Consider the following 20,935-nt stretch of genomic DNA (forward strand, 5'->3'; position numbering starts at 1 on the left):
CAACTAATTATTTTGCTTCACGTTTACTTTTGTAATCCGCAATTGCGGCTTTGATCGCGTCTTCTGCCAGGATAGAGCAGTGAATTTTCACCGGCGGCAGTTCGAGTTCATCGGCGATATCGGTGTTTTTAATCGCCTGCGCTTCGTCCAGAGACTTGCCTTTCACCCATTCGGTGACCAGCGAGCTGGAGGCAATGGCGGAACCGCAGCCGTAAGTCTTGAAGCGCGCGTCTTCAATGATACCTTCATTGTTAACTTTGATCTGCAGCTTCATGACGTCGCCACACGCCGGTGCGCCAACCATGCCGCTACCTACGCTGTCGTCGCTGTTGTCGAAAGAGCCAACGTTGCGTGGGTTCTCGTAATGATCAATAACTTTTTCGCTGTATGCCATGATTGAATTCTCCTTATAAACCGATTAGTGATGTGACCATTCAATGCTGTTCAGATCCACGCCTTCTTTGAACATTTCCCACAGAGGAGAAAGCTCACGCAGACGGCCAATGGAGTTGCGAACCAGCTTGATGGTGTAGTCAATCTCTTCATCGGTAGTAAAACGACCTAAAGAGAAACGAATGGAGCTGTGTGCTAGCTCGTCGGTCATGCCCAGCGCGCGCAGCACGTAGGATGGCTCGAGGCTTGCAGAAGTACAGGCAGAACCGGAAGAGACCGCCAGATCTTTCAGCGCCATGATCAGCGATTCGCCTTCAACGTAGTTAAAGCTGACGTTGAGGATGTTTGGCGCGCCCTGCTCAAGATCGCCGTTCAGATACACTTCTTCCATATCTTTCACGCCATCCCACAGACGGTTACGCAGCGTACGCAGACGTGCCATCTCGGTTTCCATCTCTTCTTTGGCGATACGATACGCTTCGCCCATGCCCACGATCTGGTGAACAGGCAGAGTACCGGAACGCATGCCGCGCTCGTGACCGCCGCCGTGCATCTGGGATTCGATACGGATACGCGGTTTACGACGCACATACAGCGCGCCAATGCCTTTCGGGCCATAGATTTTGTGGCCGGAGAAGGACATCAGATCCACTTTCAGCTGGCTCAGGTCGATAGGCAGTTTGCCCACGCTCTGGGTTGCATCCACGTGGTAGATAATACCGCGTGCACGGCACAGTTCGCCGATGGTGGCGATATCCTGAACCACGCCAATTTCGTTGTTTACGTGCATGATGGAGACCAGAATGGTGTCATCACGCATTGCCGCTTCGAGCTCTTTCAGGTCGATGATACCGTTGCTCTGCGGGGCGAGGTAGGTCACTTCAAACCCTTCACGCTCCAGCTGACGGCAGGTATCCAGCACGGCTTTGTGCTCGGTTTTGCTGGTGATGATGTGCTTGCCTTTTTTCTGATAGAAGTTGGCCGCACCTTTAATCGCCAGGTTATCGGATTCGGTGGCACCGGAGGTGAAAACAATTTCACGCGGGTCAGCGCCAACCAGCTCAGCAATCTGATTACGGGCGATATCAACCGCCTCTTCAGCATGCCAGCCAAAACGGTGTGAACGGGAGGCAGGGTTACCAAAGTTTCCGTCCAGGGTCAGACACTGCATCATTTTCTCGGCAACACGCGGGTCCACCGGCGTGGTTGCGGAGTAATCGAGATAGATCGGTAATTTCATTGCTCTTTAAACTCCGTACATCGCTTCAATGCAAGGAATCAGGCTACCGGCTGGATGTACGACCGAGTACACGGGGCGAGTTAACGCCCCGGCCTGATTCTAAAATTCTTTATAATTTTTACCCTGACTATTTTGCGGGGCTGCAACGCACCGAAAACAGGCCAGGGAAACTACGCGCGCAGTTTAACGTCGATGGCGTCTTGCGTGCGGGTATTGCGCTGTGCTTCGTGATTATGCTGACGGTCAGAGACGTCCAGCACTTCCTGGTTGTTAACCAGTTCACCGATGGTGATGTTGTTCAGGAAGCCGGTCAGACGGTCGCTCAGGTCGCGCCACAGCGCGTGCGTCAGGCATTTATCACCACCCTGACAACCCCCTTTGCCCTGGCAGCGGGTCGCGTCAACGGACTCGTCCACTGCGCTAATGACTTCGCCAACCGCAATACTGCCTGCGTCTTTACCCAGTAAATAACCACCGCCAGGACCACGGACGCTGGAAACCAGGCCATTTTTACGCAGTCTTGAAAACAGCTGTTCCAGATAAGAGAGGGAAATTCCCTGACGTTCAGAAATATCAGCCAACGGTACCGGGCCCGCTTCGGAGTTGAGCGCAACGTCCAGCATCGCGGTCACGGCATAACGCCCTTTAGATGTCAGTCTCATGTCTTACTTAACCTCAAACTCGCCCCTGCCCGGGGTTTTTTATTGTAAAATGGGGTATTGCATAGCAGGGCCAAGTCTGACATTCCCGACTAAAATGGTCAACTATTTAGTTGACTGTTTTAGTCAGGTATTTAACCTTCTGTGCCGTATCATAAAAGTGCGGCCTGATGCCCTCACCTCTCCCCTCTTTCAGGGAAAAAGGGAGAGAGTGGCGCTACTCTTTATTCTTCTGCTCAATCGACGCCAGAATGCCGCGCAGGATATTCAGCTCCTGGCTTTCCGGACGCGCGCGCGTAAACAGACGACGCAGTTTATTCATAACCTGACCCGGATGGTCGGCGCGGATAAACCCGGTGCCCAGCAGCGTTTTTTCAAGGTGCCCGTAGAACCGTTCCAGATCGTCCACCAGCGGGTATGGCGCCTCTTCCGGCTCGGTGGCCGGCGCGTTTTCCTGGGTTGCCAGCCATGCCATACGCACTTCGTAAGCAATAACCTGTACCGCCATCGCCAGGTTCAGCGAGCTGTATTCCGGGTTCGCTGCAATGGCCACGTGATAATGGCACTTTTGCAACTCTTCGTTAGTCAGGCCGACGCGTTCACGGCCAAACACCAGCGCCACAGGGGCGTGCTGCCCTTCAGCAACGCTTTTCAGACCGCATTCGCGAGGGTCAAGCATTGGCCACGGCAGCGTGCGGGAGCGTGCACTGGTGCCAACAACCAGGCTGCAACCCGCCAGGGCTTCATCCAGGGTATCGACGATTTGCGCGTTACCGATGACATCGCTGGCACCCGCCGCGAGCGCAATGGCCTGTGAGTCGGGTTTGACCAGCGGGTTAACCAGCCAGAGGTTGGTTAAGCCCATGGTTTTCATCGCGCGGGCCACGGAGCCCATATTGCCGGTATGCGAGGTTTCGACCAGCACAATTCGAATATTTTGCAGCATAATTTTTCTGAGTCTGAAGAATATTCGGCCATGCTACCATAAACGGAAGACATATTCCGAACTCGCTGCTATACTCTGCGCCGTTTTCGTATCCCCCGTTCTTTAACATCCAGTGAGAGTAACCGATGCAACATCCAATGTTGACCATCGCCGTGCGCGCAGCGCGCAAGGCGGGTAATGTAATTGCCAAGCACTACGAGACGCCAGATTCCGTAGAAACCAGCCAGAAAGGCAGCAATGATTTTGTGACCAACGTCGATAAAGCCGCAGAAGCGATGATTATCGAAACCATTCGCAAATCTTACCCGCAACACACCATCATCACCGAAGAAAGCGGTGAGCACGTGGGCGAAGATCAGGATGTTCAATGGATTATCGATCCGCTGGATGGCACCACCAACTTCGTAAAACGTCTGCCCCACTTCGCTGTTTCTATCGCCGTACGCATTAAAGGCCGTACTGAAGTCGCCGTGGTTTACGATCCAATGCGTAACGAACTCTTCACCGCGACCCGCGGCCAGGGCGCACAGCTGAACGGCTACCGTCTGCGCGGCAGCAACGCCCGCGATCTGGATGGCACCATTCTGGCGACCGGCTTCCCGTTCAAAGCGAAACAGCACGCTCCTGCCTATATGAAGGTACTGGGCAAACTCTTTACTGAATGTGCTGACTTCCGTCGCAGCGGTTCTGCAGCACTGGATCTGGCCTACGTTGCCGCAGCGCGCGTGGATGGCTATTTTGAAATTGGCCTTAAGCCATGGGACTTTGCCGCAGGCGAGCTGATTGCCCGTGAAGCCGGCGCGCTGGTGTGTGATTTCACCGGTGGTCATAACTACATGATGACGGGCAACCTGGTTGCCGGTAATCCGCGCGTCGTCAAAGCCATGCTGGCCAGCATGCGTGACGAACTGAGCGAAGCGCTGAAGCGCTAATCTCTGAGGGCGGGTGAGGTTCTCCTCACCCGCTACTGCCGTAAATCTCTCACGCGCTTAAGCCAACAGCGAATGCAGAGCACCGCAAAACATCCCCGCAATTTAACTCTCAACGCCAAATAACAGTGACAAATAAACCGCACTGTAAGATCCAGCTGCGCCCTATCCAGCCGACCCGTAGTCGGCAGAGAGACTAAAACGGCCGCAGCCCTCGTCCTACCGGAACCGCACTGACCCACATCACTACTGCAGCCGCGAGCAACATCACCCCGCCGGCCAGGGCTAAGGTCGTCCAGCCAATTTGCTGCCACAGTACAGGGGTTTTATTGCCGCTAAGCCTGATGGCCAGCTGGCGAAAGCTATGTACCAGCAACGCCAGCGCGCTGATGGTAATAGAGGTGCCTGCCGACATCGCCAGGGCAGAGATGACGCCCCAACCGAAGACGCCGATAACCTTACTGAAGAGCAATACCATAATCGCCCCGGAGCAGGGCCGCATCCCCATAGAGAGAATGATCATCAGCCTGGCGCGCCAGTCATCGCCCTGCTGTAATTGCGCCCCGGTGGGCAGATGTTGATGCCCGCAGCCACAGTGGGCATCGTGCACGTGATGCGGCGAAAAACGTTTAAACGTCGGCTTACGCAGCAACGCACGTAACTTTTTTATTGCCCGCCAGCAGAGCATCACTCCCAGTACCCCCACCAGCGCATAGCTCCCCTTTTCTAGCCAGAAACTGCTGGCATGAAGCTGGCGTGCGGGCAGTTGCAGAAGCGTTAGCACCACGATCACTAACGCAATGGCCACCAGCCCCTGCAGCAGCGAGGAAGCAAGCGTCAGGCCAATACTGGATTTCAGCTTAGAGGGATGGGTTGCCAGCCATGTAGTAATAACAATCTTGCCATGCCCGGGCCCGAGCGCATGCAGCACACCATAGAGAAAGCTGAAAATCAGCAGCGAACCGCCCGCACGGGCAGGGTTATCCGCCACCGCCTTCAGCAACCCGCTCATCTGCTGGTTAACCTCACGCTGCCAGATAACGCTCTGCATCATGACCTGCGGCCAGGCCTGCCATAACCAGATTGCTGCCCCGACGGCCAGTAGCGTAAAGAGTCCCAGCGGCCAGAGATGCAGCCAGCGGCGCTGTTTGGAGGGCTGAGAAAAGGTTACTGACATTGTAAGGTCACCTGTTGAGCAAACTGTTTACCGAGGTCCATGTCCTCCGGCGGCGCATCGTCCTTATCAAGAGAAATGGCAAAATTGAGCGTCTCTTCGCTGGGCTCGGGGGTATGAACCGCGAGGGAACATTTTTTCTGCAGCGCGGCTGGCAGCGTGACATCGCTATCTTCGGCATAGCTCATGTCCACATAATAAGAGGGATCGAAGGTAGAGAAGGTGTAGGTCTGCCCGGCCAGCGGCTGGGGTTGCGCCAGCGGCAGCACAAAAGTCAGCACGGCCTGGTGATCCTCGCGGCTCATGCCGTACTCCGTAGGACGATTGAGAAACTTCACCTTCTGCCCGTTATGCCAGAACTCGGTGAAGTAGTGCTGGCCGAGCACGTTGGCCATCACTTCTGCCGCCAGCTTTTTCCAGATCTCATCCCCCGGACGCGCATCGCCGGCGTCGTACAGCAGATCGGCGGAGGTCATTTCATCCATGGTCCAGCGCATCTTAAGCCCGGTAAGTTGACTGTCGTTAGCCACGATCTCGGTTTTGAGGGTGATAAAACTGTGAGGATGCGCGGCCACGGCAGAAGATATTACCGCCAAAAATAGCGCCGCAGCGCTTTGTTTAACTATTTGCATCTCTTCCTCACGTCAAAAATTCTGTGATGTCTGCCCGCATTCCTGAAGGAAAGAGCCCTGAACGCGCGCTATTACGCAGATCCTTTAGCTATTCTTATCAAACATTCTTACTGGAACCTTGCAGATGATGACGACTCTCGAAATGCCATCTGTGCTTTCCAGTTCGCAGCGCCGCTGCCAGGTGCTGCTGATGCTCTATCTGCCGGATTTTATCGCCACCGAGCAGCGCATCGGTGAAATCAACGGGGTGGATCACAGCATTGCTCGGCAAGATATAGCCGAGACGCGCGATGAAATCCAGCGCTATCATCGGCTCAACATTGCTACGCACCATGACGGCAGCTACCGGATTGAAGGCACCACACTTGACCAACGCTTATGCTTGCTGCACTGGCTGCGGCGTGCACTCCGACTCTGCCCGCATTTCGTCGCGCAGCAGTTTACCCCATCTCTGAAAACCGCGCTTAAACAGCATGGCATTGCGCGCACGTTGTATGACGATACCAATTTACGGGCGCTGATAAATTTCTGCTCCCGCCGCTTACAACGTCAATTTGAGTGCCGCGACGTGCAGTTTTTACAGCTTTACCTGCAATATTGTCTGATTCAACACCATCTGGGCCAGACACCGCAGTTTTCGGAGATTCAGCGCAGCTGGACGCAACAACGTGGTGAGTATCTGATGGCGCAGGAGATTGTTCGCCACTGGCAGCGCCGTGTGCTCCCCCTGCCCCATGAAGATGAGCAGCCTTTCCTGACGCTACTCTTTATGATGCTGCGCACCCCGGATCCGCTACGGGATATGCAAAACCAGGATGAACAGTTACGCCAGGCGATTGGCCGAATGATTACCCGCTTTCATTGCCAGACGGGGATGCGTTTTAGTGACGAGCAAGGGCTGACCGATCAGCTCTATATTCATCTTGCCCAGGCGCTAAACCGGTCTCTGTTCGGGATTGGGATTGATAACAGCCTGGCGGAGGAGATCCAGCGCCTTTATCCACGGCTGATGCGCACCACCCGCGATGCGCTCCTGGAACTGGAGAGTGCGTTTTCGCTCTCTTTTTCCGAAGAGGAGGCCAGTCTGGTGGCGGTGATATTTGGCGCCTGGCTGATGCAGGAAAATGACCTGCATGAAAAACAGGTGGTGCTGTTAACCGGGGCGGATAAAGCGAGCGAAGAGGCGATCGAGCAGCAACTTCGCGAACTGACCCTCCTGCCCTTAAACATTCGCTATGTGCCGTTACAGGCTTTTCAGAAGGAGGGCGCCCCCCGGGAAGCAGCCCTGGTAGTGACCCCCTACGCGACCGCCCTGCCGCTCTTCTCGCCGCCGCTCATCCACGCGGTAGAGACGTTGAATGCGCAGCAGCAGGAACATATTCGCGTGATGCTGGAGACTTAGCGCGCTGCCACGCGCGGTCGGAGCACCATGGCCGGCAGCGCCAGCAGCGCCATTACCCAGAAGACACCCTGACCGAGATGCTGATACAGGAAGCCAGCAAATACGGTCATGACCGCAATACTTCCCCCCATCGCCACCGCAGAATAGACCGCCTGTAGACGAATCACGTCGGCCCCTTCCCGTGAAGCGATGTAGCGCATCGCCGCCAGGTGGCAGACCGTGAAAGTGCCGCAGTGCAGGATCTGGGCGACAATGAGCCACGGCAACGCTGTCGTCCAGCCCATGATCCCCCAGCGGGCCAGGCCGCAAATGGCAGAGAGCAGCAGCAGGTCCCGGGCGCCGAAGCGGCGGAACAGCCTGTTGCTTAAGGCAAAGATAATCACTTCAGCCACCACGCCCAGCGACCAGAGATACCCCACCGCCGAGGCTGAATACCCTGCCCCCTGCCAGTAGATGGCGCTAAAGGCGTAATAGGCCGCGTGGGCCCCCTGTAGCAGGCAGACGCAAGCCAGGAACCGCCAGCTCTGGGTTACCAGCGCGCGCCAGGCTGGCCAGCCTGCGCTCTCCTGATGACGGCTTTCCCCCTGCGGCATTACCGACGGGCGTAAAAGTAGCCCAAGCAGCATCGAGAAAATACCGAGGGTTAACAGCGCCAGAATCGCCTGATAGTCATACAGGCTAACCAGTTTGCCCACCAGCGCAGAGCCAATGACAAAGGCGATCGATCCCCACAGGCGCACCCGACCATAATCCATGGTGATCTGTTTCTGCCAGGTGTTTGCCAGCGCATCGGTGAGGGGCACCAGCGGTGAGAAAAAGAGGTTAAAGCCAACCATCACCACCATTAACCACGCAAACTGCTGGCTGACCCAGAAGCCGCAGAGAAACACCAGGGTTAACAGCGCCAGGACGCGCACGGCGTTGATCAGAAGAGCGGGATCGCTCACGCGAGGGGCAATCAGCAAGCTACCGAGGAAGCGCGCCACCAGGCCTGCGCCCAGCAGTACACCAATGGTCTCGGGCGTCAGGCCTATGCCTTTAAGCCAGACGCTCCAGAAAGGAAGAAAAATACCGTAGCTAAAAAAGTAGGTGAAGTAGCTGAGCGCCAGCCAGCGTGTGGAATGCAAGACCATGAATCCCTCCCGTTATGGAGGCGATAGTCTGGCGAGAAAGGCGATACTGCGCAAGTCCATAAGCTGGCTAAGCATTAACTTTTATTTAACTTTTATCACCGGCCTTCCCTTCCTGCCCCGGCTATAGTTGCGCGGTGTCAGGAGTCACTCCTGAGTGAAAACGCGCGGGATCCGTTTTGAGAAGAGAAAATACGGGATCCAGATGAGCGCGCCGACAACGGGCGTGAGCGCATTGCGAATATCCATCGTATCCAGCGTGGCCCCGAACAGCCACACGCGTAAGGCGACAAAGTACAGCATATAGAGCAGGCCAAAAAGATAGTATGGAATAATCACCTTGCGAATATTTCGCTTCCTTTTGAAGAAGTACCAGCCCGTCAGGAAAGTCAGCACAACATCAATAACAATCAGCGCCACGCCGCCTATACCGAAAGGGGTGATTGCCATTCCTTGTCGCATAAAGCCCACAATGGACGAGATAAATTCCCAGGCATTGAAGGGGGAGATCAGCATATTGATGACTAACCCGGCCGCAGGAAGATAGAGCAGGCCGTTAATTTTCTTCTCATCCAGACTTTCACACTGATGACATAACCCCGACTCTTTATTGGCCGGTTGTTCCTGACATTCAATACATTGCATCGCGATATCCTTACCGAAATAGAGAATTCTACACAGCCAGCCTGTGACCCTGAAATTAAAATCACCCTAACGGCTGATTTATAGCGGGAAGGTCAATGGCAGGCGCCGATAATTTGTATTAGGGTTAAATTACGCCCCACCGAAAAGCGAGCTCATCATGAACGCACTTCGCTATTTAGATTTCGGTCAGTCACGTCCTCTGCTTCTTTTGATCGCCCGGATCGCTATCGTGCTGCTGTTTATTATTTTTGGTCTGCCGAAAATGACCGGGTTTGATGGCACCGTGCAATATATGGCGAAGCTGGGCGCCCCCATGCCGATGCTGGCGGCGATTATTGCGGTGGTGATGGAGATCCCGGCGGCTATTTTGATCGTGCTGGGTTTCTTTACCCGCCCTATCGCACTGCTGTTTGTCTTTTACACGCTGGGTACGGCAGTTATCGGCCATCCTTACTGGGATATGAGCGGCGACGCCGTCATGCCGAATATGATTAACTTTTATAAAAATATCAGTATTGCTGGGGCCTTTTTATTATTGGCCGTCACCGGGCCTGGCGCAATTTCTATTGACCGGCGCTAAGAACCTCCCTTTTTCGCCACCAAATAAAAAAGGCCGCTTGCGCGGCCTTTTCTCTTTCTGCGAAGCAGAATTATGCGTATACCGGGAAGCGTGCGCAGATTTCCAGAACTTTACCTTTAACGCGCTCGATAACCGCTTCGTCATTGATATTGTCCAGCACGTCACACATCCAGCCTGCCAGCTCTTTCACTTCCGCTTCTTTAAAGCCACGGCGAGTAACGGCCGGTGAACCGATACGGATACCGGAGGTCACGAACGGGCTCTTCGGATCGTTAGGTACGCTGTTTTTGTTTACGGTAATGTTGGCACGGCCCAGGGCAGCGTCAGCCTCTTTACCGGTCAGGTTTTTATCCACCAGATCCAGCAGGAACAGGTGGTTTTCAGTACCGCCAGACACCACTTTGTAGCCACGGTTCAGGAACACTTCCACCATCGCTTTAGCGTTTTTAGCAACCTGTTGCTGATACACTTTGAACTCTGGCTCCATCGCTTCTTTCAGCGCCACGGCTTTCGCTGCGATAACGTGCATCAGCGGGCCGCCCTGCGCGCTTGGGAAGACAGCAGAGTTCAGTTTTTTGTACAGATCTTCGTCGCCGCCCTTCGCCAGGATCAGGCCACCGCGTGGACCCGCCAGGGTTTTGTGAGTCGTGGTGGTGACAACGTGCGCATGTGGAACCGGGTTCGGGTAAACGCCCGCAGCAATCAGACCGGCAACGTGCGCCATATCCACAAACAGATATGCGCCGATGCTGTCCGCGATTTCGCGCATTTTAGCCCAGTCAACGATACCGGAATAGGCAGAGAAGCCGCCGATGATCATCTTCGGCTTGTGCTCTTTGGCCTGCTTCGCCATATCTTCGTAGTCAATTTTACCGGACTCATCAATACCGTAAGGAATGATGTTGTACAGTTTGCCCGAAAAGTTAACCGGAGAGCCATGAGTCAGGTGGCCACCCTGTGCCAGGTTCATACCCAGAACGGTATCGCCTGGCTGCAGCAGTGCGGTGTAAACCGCGAAGTTAGCCTGAGAACCGGAGTGCGGCTGGACGTTAGCGTAGTCGGCGCCAAACAGCTCTTTCGCGCGGTCGATTGCCAGCTGCTCAACGATATCCACGTACTCGCAACCGCCGTAGTAGCGCTTGCCCGGATAACCTTCAGCGTATTTGTTGGTCAGCTGAGAGCCCTGCGCCTGCATCACACGCGGGCTGGTGTAGTTTTCGGAGGCGATCAGTTCGATGTGCTCTTCCTGACGTACTTTTTCCTGCTCCATAGCCTGCCACAGTTCGGCATCATAATCGGCAATGTTCATTTCACGCTTTAACATCCGCATCTCCTGACTCAGCTAACAATAAAATTTTGACCTGAAAAAGGCAGTCCTGTTGGACAACGCGCAACAGTATAACTGATTAGTTCTGTGATAACAGGTCTTGACAAACGATTTTACGCAAACGTTTTCCTGCCCGCCACGCAAGGGTTTGACACATAAAGCGCAGACGGCAAGTAAGGGATTTCTTTTCAGGTTTGTGATGTGAATATTTCACGTTGCAAAGAACCATTTACAACGCAGGGTTATTTTTTATAAGATGTATTTAAAATACATCATTAGAGTTACAGAAAAGGAAGCAGCCATGCTCGACGCCCAAACCATCGCAACCGTGAAAGCCACTATTCCCCTGCTGGTTGAAACAGGTCCTAAACTTACCGCCCACTTTTACGACCGGATGTTCGCCCACAATCCCGAGCTCAAAGAAATTTTTAACATGAGCAACCAGCGTAACGGCGATCAGCGCGAAGCGCTGTTTAATGCGATTGCCGCCTATGCCAGCAACATCGATAACCTGGCGGCCCTACTGCCGGCAGTCGAGAAAATTGCGCAGAAGCACACCAGCTTCCAGATCAAGCCGGAGCAGTACAACATCGTGGGTACTCACCTGCTGGCCACCCTGGATGAGATGTTCAGCCCGGGTCAGGAGGTGCTGGATGCCTGGGGTAAAGCTTACGGCGTGCTGGCTAATGTCTTTATCAACCGTGAAGCGCAGATCTACAGCGAGCATGCCAGCAAAAAGGGTGGCTGGGAGGGCACTCGCGCCTTCCGTATCGTAGAGAAAACCCCGCGCAGCGCGCTGATTACCAGCTTCGAATTCGAACCGGTGGATGGTAAACCCGTAGCGGATTATCAGCCTGGCCAGTATCTGGCCGTGTGGCTGAAACCCGAAGGCTTCCCGCATCAGGAGATCCGCCAGTATTCCCTCACCCGCAAAGCCAATGCTAAGAGCTATCGTATCGCCGTGAAACGCGAAGAGGGTGGTCAGGTCTCAACCTGGCTGCATAACGAAGCGAAAGTAGGCGACGTGGTGCATCTGGCCGCGCCGGCGGGGGATTTCTTTATGGCCGTTGACACCGACACGCCGGTTACGCTGATTTCCGCAGGCGTGGGGCAAACCCCGATGCTGGCGATGCTGGATACTCTGGCGAAATCGCAGCACAGTGCGCCGGTAAACTGGTTCCATGCCGCCGAGAACGGTGATGTGCATGCGTTTGCCGATGAAGTACAGACTCTGGCCGCTCAGTTGCCGCACTTTACCGCATACACCTGGTACCGCCTGCCGACGGAGACCGATCGCACAGCAGCACGCTTTAATGCCGAAGGGTTGATGGATTTAGCCCAGCATAAAGGCCTATTTAACGCCCCGGAGATGCTGTTTTATGTCTGTGGCCCGGTAGCCTTTATGCAGTTCGCAGCTGCGCAGCTGGTCGAACTGGGGGTCAACAAAGAGAACATCCATTACGAATGTTTCGGCCCGCACAAGGTGCTGTAATGCAAAAAGCCCCCGGCAATTACCGGGGGCTTTTTTTATACAGATGAGTCAGCGTGATGCGGGTTTAGATCGCCGCGTCGTCCTCTTCACCCGTACGAATACGGATCACCCGCGCAACATCAAAGACAAAGATCTTTCCGTCGCCAATTTTACCGGTCTGAGCGGTGCGAATAATCGTATCCACGCAGGTGTCGACGATATCGTCGCTGACCACGATCTCAATTTTCACCTTCGGCAGAAAGTCCACCATATACTCTGCGCCACGATACAGCTCAGTATGGCCCTTCTGGCGACCAAAGCCTTTCACTTCAGTTACCGTCATCCCGGTGATGCCGACTTCCGCCAGCGCTTCACGCACATCGTCCAGTTTGAAAGGTTTAATAATCGCATCAATTTTTTTCATGGTGAGTCCTTGAAATCGTACCTGTCAGCAGCATCGTAATCGGTTGCTCACAGTATCATACCCGATGGATTTAGCGGTATTACTCTTTAAAGTCGTTTGCTTCCAGCTCATGGCGCGACAGCAATTTGTAAAACTCGGTGCGGTTGCGTCCAGCCATACGGGCCGCATGGGTCACGTTGCCTTTGGTAATTTGCAGCAGCTTACGCAGGTAGTTGAGTTCAAACTGATTACGCGCTTCCACAAAAGTGGGCAACGCGGTGTTCTCCCCTTCCAGCGCCTGCTCAACCAGCGCATCACTGATCACCGGCGAGGAGGTCAGCGCTACGCACTGCTCGATCACATTCACCAGCTGTCGCACGTTGCCCGGCCAGCCGGCGGTCATCAGCCGCTTCATGGCATCGGTTGAAAAGGCTCGCACAAAGGGTTTATGCCGCTCAGCCGACTGGCGCAGCAGCTGCGTCGCCAGCAGCGGGATATCTTCAGCACGCTCTGCCAGCGGCGGTATTTTCAAATTCACCACGTTAAGACGGTAGTAAAGATCTTCACGGAACTCTTTGCGCTCCATCGCTTTCGGCAGATCGCGATGGGTTGCAGAAATAATGCGGACATTGATGTCGATATCGCGGTTACTGCCCAGCGGACGTACTTTACGCTCCTGCAAGACGCGCAGGAGCTTCACCTGCAAAGGCGCGGGCATATCGCCGATCTCATCCAGAAATAGCGTGCCGCCCTCTGCGGCCTGGAACAGCCCTTCGCGGCTGCTCACGGCCCCGGTAAAGGCGCCACGGGCATGACCAAAGAGCTCAGACTCCAGTAACTGCTCAGGCAAGGCGCCGCAGTTGATGGCGATAAAGGCATTTTTACTACGCGGGCTGGCGTTGTGAATGGCCTGAGCAAGGATCTCTTTCCCGGTACCGCTCTGGCCGTTAATCAATACGCTGACGTCAGACTGAGCCACCATTCTCGCCTGCTCAAGCAGACGCAGCATAATGGGGCTGCGGGTCACAATCGCCTCGCGCCACTGGTCATCGCCGGACGAAGCGGTATGTTCCAGCGCATCGTCGATGGCTTTGTAGAGCGCATCTTTATCCACTGGCTTGGTGAGAAAACTGAACACCCCCTGCTGCGTGGCCGCCACGGCATCGGGAATCGATCCGTGGGCGGTAAGGATGATCACCGGCATGCCGGGCTGGACTCGCTGGATCTCGATAAAGAGCTGCATGCCATCCATCTCATCCATGCGCAGATCGCTAATCACCAGATCCACTTTTTCCCGTGCCAGCACCCGCAACCCTTCTTGTCCGCTTTCGACGGTCACGACGCTGTAGCCTTCACTCATCAGACGCATTCCCAGCAGCTTTAGCAGCCCAGGATCATCATCTACCAGTAAAAGGTGCGCAGGTTTACGGCTCATGGCTCACTTCCTCAGATTTTGGCATATCGCCCACCGGTTTTCGGGTGGAGAGTTGACGCTCAATATCGGTCAGGTTTTCCAGCTTGCGGGTAGTGGTCTCCAGCTCGCCACGCAAATATTGCTGCTGCTGGCGCAGTGTATCCAGCTCTTCGTCACTCGCTTGCTGAAGCTTACTGTAACGCGAACGCTCTTCGGCAAGCTGCAGCTGCTGCATCTGCCCGTCACGCCAGACCTGGAATAAGGGGCGTACCTGTGCCGGGATCTGTGGGCTCAGGGCATCAAGTCGGGTGGTATAGGCGCGGCGCTCCACAGGGCTGATTTTGGCATTTGCCAGCAGGATGCCGCGTTTAAAGGTTCCTTGCCAGCTATCATCCGCCCAGTTCCTTGCCTCTGCGCGGGCAACCGACGGTGCCAGGCGTTCGGCACAGTCCATGCTGCGCAGCCAGTAAAGAGGGTTAGTCTCGGTTTCGTGTCCCTGTAATCGCCAGATATTATTGCAGTCCGTGGAGAGGAAATCGGCCAGTTGATGTTCAGGCAGCTTCTCTTCCGGCTTATTGCTAATGGCGCTGGTCGGCGCATGGGTAACACAACCGCTTAGCAGCAGACCGGCAAGGCTGATACGTAGACATTTGCTGTTAAATACCGCGTTAATGGCGCGGGAAAAGATATGTGACATACTCACCAGGCATAGATTCATTTCATTGATTTTTCCGGCTTAAGCGGCAGTTCGATGCGAAAGCAAACATCGGTACGGTCGTCAGTAATTAGGTTTAGCTCTCCGTGCATGCGGCGAATGCAGTCGCGAGCGATGCTCAGACCCAGGCCGCTCCCCTTGACCGCCCCTTTGCGCTGATGGCTCCCCTGGTAGAAGGGCTCAAAGATCATCTCCTGCTCGTCATCAGGGATAGGGCTTCCAGTATTGGCGACATCAATACAGACCCGCGAACCCTGGGTAAAACTCCGAATATAAATGGTACCGGATTCAGTACCATAGTGCACCGCATTGGAATAAAGATTGTCCAGCACGCTCATCAGTAGCATTGGCTCGGCAACACAGGCTGACGCCTGCAGATCCATTTCGGTATGCATCATTTTAGCTCGCGCCGGCAAGCTATGGGCGGAGAGCACCATATCGACCAGCGGCGCAATCTCAACCCGCTCTAGCTCTGGCGCACCATCCGCCAGTTTACGGTTGTAATCAAGCAGTTGCTCAATCAATTTTTGCAGATTGCGGCTGCTGTCATCGAGAATATCCACTATCTCTTTTTGCTCGGGGGTGAGCGGCCCGGCAACCTGATCCGCCAACAATTCGGTGCCTTCACGCATGCTGGCCAGCGGTGTTTTCAATTCATGGGATATGTGACGCAGGAACTGGTGGCGTTGTGACTCAAGCCACGCCAGCCGTTCCGAGAGCCAGATGATACGCTGCCCCACCGAACGCAGCTCGCGCGGGCCGGTAAAGACCACGGTATTGCCCAGAGAGCGCCCTTCCCCCAGGCGGTTGATCATCCGCTCAATGCCTTTTACCGGGCCGATGATCATGCGGGTAAAGAGCAGCACCAGGATCAGGCTGACCAGGAACAGCACCAGCGCCTGCCAGCCGAAGAACTGCCCGCGTTCGGCGATCTCCTGCTGTAGCTGCTGGCCTCGAGAGAAGATCACTGAACGGGTAGCCTGTACCATCTCGGTATTGGCCGTGGCGAAGGCTTCCAGCCGGGAGGCGGCGTCGGCGTCCGGGCCGCTGTTATGGCATTGAAGCTGGGCAAGCGCGTTTAGATCCTGACGCAACGCCTGATAGAGTTTATCGTCCGGTAATACCCCGGCGTGGGCATCCAGCATTTCACTGTAGCGCTTGCGCTGATTCTGGTACACCCGTGCCAGCGTACGGTCATCCAGTACGCAGTATTGCCGGTAGCTGCGCTCCATCTCCAGTGCGGCATTGGTCATCGCCTCACTGCGACGGGCATCTATCAGCGTGGTTCGGTTAGTCAGCGCCGCCTGGGCGCTGAGCGCGTTCAGGCTTTGCCAGGCCTGCCATGCCAGCACCAGTAACGGCAGCAGGATCAGGATAAAGGCCATCATAACTAACTGTCGCAGGGAGCGAGGAAAAACAGGCCAGCGTTTCAACGCATTACTCTCAGCAAAATAGGGGGTGAGTGGGATGCTACTGACTACGCGCTTCAGATACAACAAAGCCGGGTAAAAACCCGGCGTTGTTGTGGAATGAGGCGGTGCCTAACTCGACGTTTCGCCCTGGGTCTGATAAAGCAAAGCAATTATCAGCAGTTGGACGGCAGGCACCTTGTTGTGCGTCATTCGAAGTTTATGTAGCGCGTCCCGAAGGGGCTGACATAAGAAGGTGAATGAGCCACTGGTTATAATTATGCAACACTCGTGCCAAAATGCAAATAAATTTATTATTTATATGATTTATAAGGGTTTAATGTATAAAAGACGTTAGTTTGCCACTGAATGATTTTCAGGCTAACTGTCGCCATTTAGCAACAGCTTAAAGTGCAATTACCCCACCCTATGAAAATCAATAATTTATGTGTCTCCATATAGAGACACCCGATTATTGCGCTTGTCGCAATTTCCCGACACTATCGCGTGTTCTCCATCACAAATAAAAAAGCCCGGCGTTTGCCGGGCCTTATTACTTGCCGGGGAATTAACCCAGCTGTTTACGCGCGTTGCGGAAGATACGCATCCATGGGCTGTCTTCGCCCCAGTTTTCCGGGTGCCAGGAGTTGCTGACGGTACGGAAGACGCGTTCCGGGTGCGGCATCATAATGGTCGCACGGCCGCTTTCGCTGGTGACCGCGGTAATACCATTGACTGAGCCGTTCGGGTTCGCCGGGTAGGTCTGGGTGACTTTGCCGAAGTTATCCACGAAGCGCAGCGCCACCAGCCCTTTACTTTCCAGCTGAGCGAGATGCGCCGCATCACGTACTTCTACCTGCCCTTCGCCGTGAGAGACGGCAATCGGCATCTGCGATCCTACCATCCCTTGCAGCAGCAGAGACGGGCTTTGGGTCACTTCAACCAGGCTGAAACGCGCTTCGAAGCGATCGGACTGGTTACGCACAAAGCGCGGCCAGGCCTCGCTACCTGGGATCAGCTCGCGCAGGTTAGACATCATCTGGCAGCCGTTACACACGCCCAGCGCCAGCGTCTGCGGACGATGGAAGAAGGTTTCGAACTCATCGCGCACGCGGCTGTTGAAGAGGATCGATTTCGCCCAGCCTTCACCCGCCCCCAGTACGTCACCGTAAGAGAAACCACCGCAGGCTACCAGCGCATGGAAATCTTCCAGACCCCTGCGTCCGCCAATCAGGTCGCTCATGTGCACATCGATGGCATCGAAGCCCGCACGGTGGAAGGCCGCTGCCATCTCAACGTGAGAGTTCACCCCCTGCTCACGCAGAACCGCCACTTTCGGGCGCGCGCCGGTCGCGATATAAGGCGCGGCGATATCCTCGTTGATATCGAAGGAGAGCTTCACATTCAGCCCTGGATCGTTATCGTTGGCCTTAGCCTCGTGTTCCTGATCGGCACATTCCGGGTTATCACGCAGGCGCTGCATCTGCCAGGTGGTCTCTGCCCACCACATACGCAGGGTGGTACGGCTTTCGCTGAACACCGCATGGCCGTCCGCTTCAATCACGAAGCGATCGCCCTGTACGGCTTTACCCAGATAGTGCACGCAATCTGCCAGGCCATGCTGAGCCAGCAGGGCCTCAACCGCGTCGCGATCGGCAGCACGCACCTGAATCACGGCGCCCAGCTCTTCATTGAACAGCGCGGCCAGACGATCCTCGCCCAGCGTCGCGATGTTGGCTTCCACGCCACAGTGACCGGTAAAGGCCATCTCTGCCAGAGTCACCAGCAGACCGCCGTCGGAACGGTCGTGATAAGCCAACAGTTTGCGCTGCGCCACCAGCGTCTGAATCGCGTCGTAGAAGCCTTTCAGCTGCGCCACGTCACGCACGTCGGCAGGCTTATCGCCCAGTTGACGGTAAACCTGCGCCAGCGCGGTTGCCCCGAGGGCGTTCTGGCCTTTGCCGAGATCGATCAGCAACAGGGCATTATCTTCGAGAGAGAGCTCAGGGGTAATGGTCTGACGCACATCTTCCACGCGGGCAAAGGCGGTAATCACCAGCGACAGCGGAGAGGTCATCTCGCGCTGTTCGTTACCTTCCTGCCAGCGGGTTTTCATCGACATGGAGTCTTTACCCACCGGAATGGTCAGCCCCAGCGCCGGACAGAGCTCTTCGCCCACGGCTTTCACCGCTTCGTACAGCCCGGCGTCTTCACCCGGATGACCCGCTGCGGCCATCCAGTTAGCAGAGAGTTTGATGCGTTTGATATCGCCAATGCGGGTAGCGGCGATGTTGGTCAACGCTTCACCCACGGCCAGACGAGCCGAAGCCCCGAAGTCCAGCAGTGCAACCGGCGCGCGCTCGCCCAATGCCATCGCTTCACCGTAGTAGCTATCGAGGCTGGCGGTGGTTACCGCGCAGTTGGCAACCGGGATCTGCCATGGCCCTACCATCTGGTCACGGGAGACCATTCCGGTCACGGTACGGTCGCCGATAGTTACCAGGAAAGTTTTTTCCGCCACGGTGGGCAGATGCAGAACGCGGTTTACCGCTTCTGCTATCGAGATGTCCTGACGTTCCAGCGCTTTGCCGGCCGCTTTACGAGTCTCGACATCGCGGGTCATCTTCGGCGTTTTGCCCAGCAGCACGTCCAGCGGCAGATCGATCGGCTGGTTGTCGAAATGGGTGTCATTCAGGCTGAGGTGCATCTCTTCGGTCGCTTCACCGATCACCGCATAAGGGGCACGTTCACGACGGCACAACTCATCGAACAGCGGCAGCTGGTCTGGCGAAACCGCCAGCACGTAACGCTCCTGCGATTCGTTACACCAGATTTCCAGCGGGCTCATGCCCGGTTCGTCGTTCAGGATGTCGCGCAGGTTGAAACGGCCACCGCGACCGCCATCGCTCACCAGCTCCGGCATAGCGTTGGAGAGACCGCCCGCCCCGACGTCGTGGATGAAGAGAATCGGGTTCGCATCGCCCAGCTGCCAGCAGCGGTCGATCACCTCCTGACAACGGCGCTCCATTTCCGGGTTATCACGCTGTACGGAGGCAAAATCGAGATCCGCATCAGACTGACCGGATGCCATGGACGAGGCCGCCCCGCCGCCCAGACCGATGTTCATCGCCGGGCCGCCCAGTACGATCAGCTTCGCACCGACGACGATCTCACCTTTCTGCACATGATCGGCGCGGATGTTGCCGATCCCGCCAGCCAGCATGATGGGTTTGTGGTAGCCGCGCAGCTCTTCGCCGTTGTGGCTCTCCACTTTCTCTTCGTAGGTACGGAAGTAACCGTTAAGCGCCGGACGACCAAATTCGTTGTTGAATGCCGCACCGCCCAGTGGGCCATCGGTCATAATATCCAACGCGGTGACAATACGTTCCGGCTTACCGAAATCTTCTTCCCAGGGCTGTTCAAAGCCCGGGATACGCAGGTTGGAAACGGAGAAGCCCACCAGACCCGCTTTGGGTTTTGCACCGCGACCGGTTGCCCCTTCGTCACGGATTTCACCGCCGGAGCCGGTCGCCGCACCCGGCCACGGCGAAATCGCCGTCGGGTGGTTATGCGTTTCTACTTTCATCAGGATATGCGCTGGCTCCTGATGGAAGTCATAGCGCCCTGCTTCGCGATCGGCGAAGAAGCGGCCCACCTCGGAACCCTCCATTACCGCGGCGTTGTCTTTATAGGCAGACAGCACGTGGTCAGGGGTTTGCTCCATGGTGTTTTTAATCATTTTGAACAGCGACTTCGGCTGCTGTTCGCCGTCAATCACCCAGTCGGCGTTGAAGATTTTGTGGCGGCAGTGTTCTGAGTTCGCCTGGGCGAACATATAGAGTTCGATATCGTTCGGGTTGCGATTCAGTTTAACGAACGCATCCTGCAGATAATCAATTTCATCTTCGGCCAGCGCCAGGCCGAGACGCAGGTTGGCGTCAATCAGCGCCTGACGGCCCTGCCCCAGCACATCCACGCTCTGCACGGGCGCCGGCTGATGATGGGCGAAGAGCTGCTCCGCGTCGTTTAACGCGCCAAAGACGCTCTCCATCATGCGGTCATGCAGTTCAGCGGCCACGGTCGCCCACTGGGCGTCGGTCAGCGTTGAGGCTTCAACGTAATAAGCCACGCCGCGCTCAAGGCGGTTAACCTGCGTCAGGCCACAGTTATGGGCGATGTCGGTTGCTTTAGAAGACCAGGGGGAGATGGTACCAGGGCGAGGGGTGACGAGCAGAAGTTTACCGGTTGGGGTATGGCTGCTCAGGCTCGGGCCATACTTCAGCAGGCGCTCAAGTCTCGCTCGCTCCTCTGCATCCAGAGGGGCATTCAGGTCAGCAAAATGGACATACTCAGCGTAAATATTGCTTACCGGAAGGTCGGCCGCCTGAAAACGTGCCAGCAGTTTGTTGATACGGAAGGCAGACAGTGCAGGCGAACCACGCAGAATTTCCATCATAAGTCTCTCG

18 protein-coding genes are annotated in these 20,935 nt (G+C 55.6%); 4 read left to right on the forward strand and 14 right to left on the reverse strand.

The window, feature by feature from the left end; translation table 11 throughout:
* Nucleotides 1-7 precede the first annotated feature (7 nt).
* The 4 genes from iscU to trmJ all read right to left on the reverse strand — a co-directional run bounded on the left by iscU (nt 8) and on the right by trmJ (nt 3,238).
* Nucleotides 8-394, reverse strand: coding sequence for a Fe-S cluster assembly scaffold IscU (gene iscU, locus WFN75_RS12095; RefSeq protein WP_004866383.1), 387 nt, complete (start codon nt 392-394; stop codon nt 8-10).
* 24 nt (nt 395-418) lie between these two features.
* Nucleotides 419-1,633 (reverse strand): IscS subfamily cysteine desulfurase, encoded by a 1,215-nt coding sequence (locus tag WFN75_RS12100; RefSeq protein WP_040074495.1) that lies wholly within the window; start codon nt 1,631-1,633, stop codon nt 419-421.
* Between the two features lie 170 nt (nt 1,634-1,803).
* The gene (iscR, locus tag WFN75_RS12105; RefSeq protein ID WP_040074494.1) at nt 1,804-2,295 is read right to left on the reverse strand and encodes a Fe-S cluster assembly transcriptional regulator IscR; all 492 of its coding nucleotides are present in this window, start codon (nt 2,293-2,295) and stop codon (nt 1,804-1,806) included.
* Nucleotides 2,296-2,509: 214 nt separating this feature from the next.
* Entirely contained in the window at nt 2,510-3,238 is a 729-nt protein-coding gene (gene trmJ / locus WFN75_RS12110) for a tRNA (cytosine(32)/uridine(32)-2'-O)-methyltransferase TrmJ (protein WP_212478455.1), read from the reverse strand.
* 125 nt (nt 3,239-3,363) lie between these two features.
* On the opposite strand from trmJ, the gene suhB reads away from it, so the two are divergent.
* Entirely contained in the window at nt 3,364-4,170 is an 807-nt protein-coding gene (suhB, locus tag WFN75_RS12115) for an inositol-1-monophosphatase (protein WP_172657805.1), read from the forward strand.
* A gap of 193 nt (nt 4,171-4,363) precedes the next feature.
* Here suhB and WFN75_RS12120 read toward each other — a convergent pair whose 3' ends face one another.
* Nucleotides 4,364-5,344 carry a nickel/cobalt transporter gene (locus WFN75_RS12120; RefSeq protein WP_336996202.1) on the reverse strand — a complete coding sequence of 327 codons (981 nt, stop codon included), beginning with the start codon at nt 5,342-5,344 and terminating at the stop codon, nt 4,364-4,366.
* Nucleotides 5,335-5,973 carry a DUF1007 family protein gene (locus WFN75_RS12125; protein WP_336996203.1) on the reverse strand — a complete coding sequence of 213 codons (639 nt, stop codon included), beginning with the start codon at nt 5,971-5,973 and terminating at the stop codon, nt 5,335-5,337. Before WFN75_RS12125 ends, WFN75_RS12120 begins: the two co-directional genes overlap by 10 nt.
* Before the next feature lie 124 nt (nt 5,974-6,097).
* Between WFN75_RS12125 and csiE the strand changes: the two genes are divergently transcribed.
* Nucleotides 6,098-7,375, forward strand: a complete 1,278-nt coding sequence (gene csiE, locus WFN75_RS12130; protein WP_233801483.1) for a stationary phase inducible protein CsiE — start codon at nt 6,098-6,100, stop codon at nt 7,373-7,375.
* On the opposite strand, the gene WFN75_RS12135 is transcribed toward csiE, so the two are convergent.
* Both WFN75_RS12135 and WFN75_RS12140 read right to left on the reverse strand, forming a co-directional pair.
* Entirely contained in the window at nt 7,372-8,508 is a 1,137-nt protein-coding gene (locus WFN75_RS12135; protein WP_336996204.1) for a 3-phenylpropionate MFS transporter, read from the reverse strand. The two genes, csiE and WFN75_RS12135, sit on opposite strands and share 4 nt — an antisense overlap.
* 144 nt (nt 8,509-8,652) lie before the next feature.
* A complete protein-coding gene (locus WFN75_RS12140) occupies nt 8,653-9,150 on the reverse strand; it encodes a DUF2569 domain-containing protein (RefSeq protein ID WP_046884545.1) in 498 nt (165 codons plus the stop codon).
* Nucleotides 9,151-9,307: 157 nt separating this feature from the next.
* Here WFN75_RS12140 and WFN75_RS12145 point away from each other — a divergent pair, with 157 nt between their 5' ends.
* Entirely contained in the window at nt 9,308-9,730 is a 423-nt protein-coding gene (locus tag WFN75_RS12145) for a DoxX family protein (RefSeq protein ID WP_233801479.1), read from the forward strand.
* 70 nt (nt 9,731-9,800) lie between these two features.
* On the opposite strand, the gene glyA is transcribed toward WFN75_RS12145, so the two are convergent.
* Nucleotides 9,801-11,054, reverse strand: a complete 1,254-nt coding sequence (gene glyA / locus WFN75_RS12150) for a serine hydroxymethyltransferase (RefSeq protein WP_263616555.1) — start codon at nt 11,052-11,054, stop codon at nt 9,801-9,803.
* 304 nt (nt 11,055-11,358) lie between these two features.
* On the opposite strand from glyA, the gene hmpA reads away from it, so the two are divergent.
* The gene (gene hmpA / locus WFN75_RS12155; RefSeq protein ID WP_336996205.1) at nt 11,359-12,549 is read left to right on the forward strand and encodes an NO-inducible flavohemoprotein; all 1,191 of its coding nucleotides are present in this window, start codon (nt 11,359-11,361) and stop codon (nt 12,547-12,549) included.
* A gap of 64 nt (nt 12,550-12,613) precedes the next feature.
* On the opposite strand, the gene glnB is transcribed toward hmpA, so the two are convergent.
* From glnB to purL, 5 genes are all read right to left on the reverse strand, one after another.
* Nucleotides 12,614-12,952, reverse strand: coding sequence for a nitrogen regulatory protein P-II (gene glnB / locus WFN75_RS12160; RefSeq protein WP_003860685.1), 339 nt, complete (start codon nt 12,950-12,952; stop codon nt 12,614-12,616).
* A 79-nt stretch (nt 12,953-13,031) separates the two neighbouring features.
* Nucleotides 13,032-14,366 carry a two-component system response regulator GlrR gene (gene glrR / locus WFN75_RS12165; RefSeq protein WP_336996206.1) on the reverse strand — a complete coding sequence of 445 codons (1,335 nt, stop codon included), beginning with the start codon at nt 14,364-14,366 and terminating at the stop codon, nt 13,032-13,034.
* Complete coding sequence (gene qseG / locus WFN75_RS12170) at nt 14,356-15,063, reverse strand: two-component system QseEF-associated lipoprotein QseG (protein WP_207292218.1); 708 nt, start codon at nt 15,061-15,063, stop codon at nt 14,356-14,358. Before qseG ends, glrR begins: the two co-directional genes overlap by 11 nt.
* A complete protein-coding gene (gene qseE, locus WFN75_RS12175; RefSeq protein WP_212478448.1) occupies nt 15,060-16,493 on the reverse strand; it encodes a two component system sensor histidine kinase QseE/GlrK in 1,434 nt (477 codons plus the stop codon). The genes qseG and qseE overlap by 4 nt, the downstream gene beginning before the upstream one ends.
* A 544-nt stretch (nt 16,494-17,037) precedes the next feature.
* Nucleotides 17,038-20,925 carry a phosphoribosylformylglycinamidine synthase gene (purL, locus tag WFN75_RS12180; protein ID WP_233801475.1) on the reverse strand — a complete coding sequence of 1,296 codons (3,888 nt, stop codon included), beginning with the start codon at nt 20,923-20,925 and terminating at the stop codon, nt 17,038-17,040.
* Nucleotides 20,926-20,935 lie beyond the last annotated feature (10 nt).

The sequence above is a fragment of the Leclercia sp. UBA7405 genome (genome assembly GCF_037152215.1).
In the GTDB taxonomy this organism is placed as follows: Bacteria; Pseudomonadota; Gammaproteobacteria; order Enterobacterales; family Enterobacteriaceae; genus Enterobacter; species Enterobacter pneumoniae.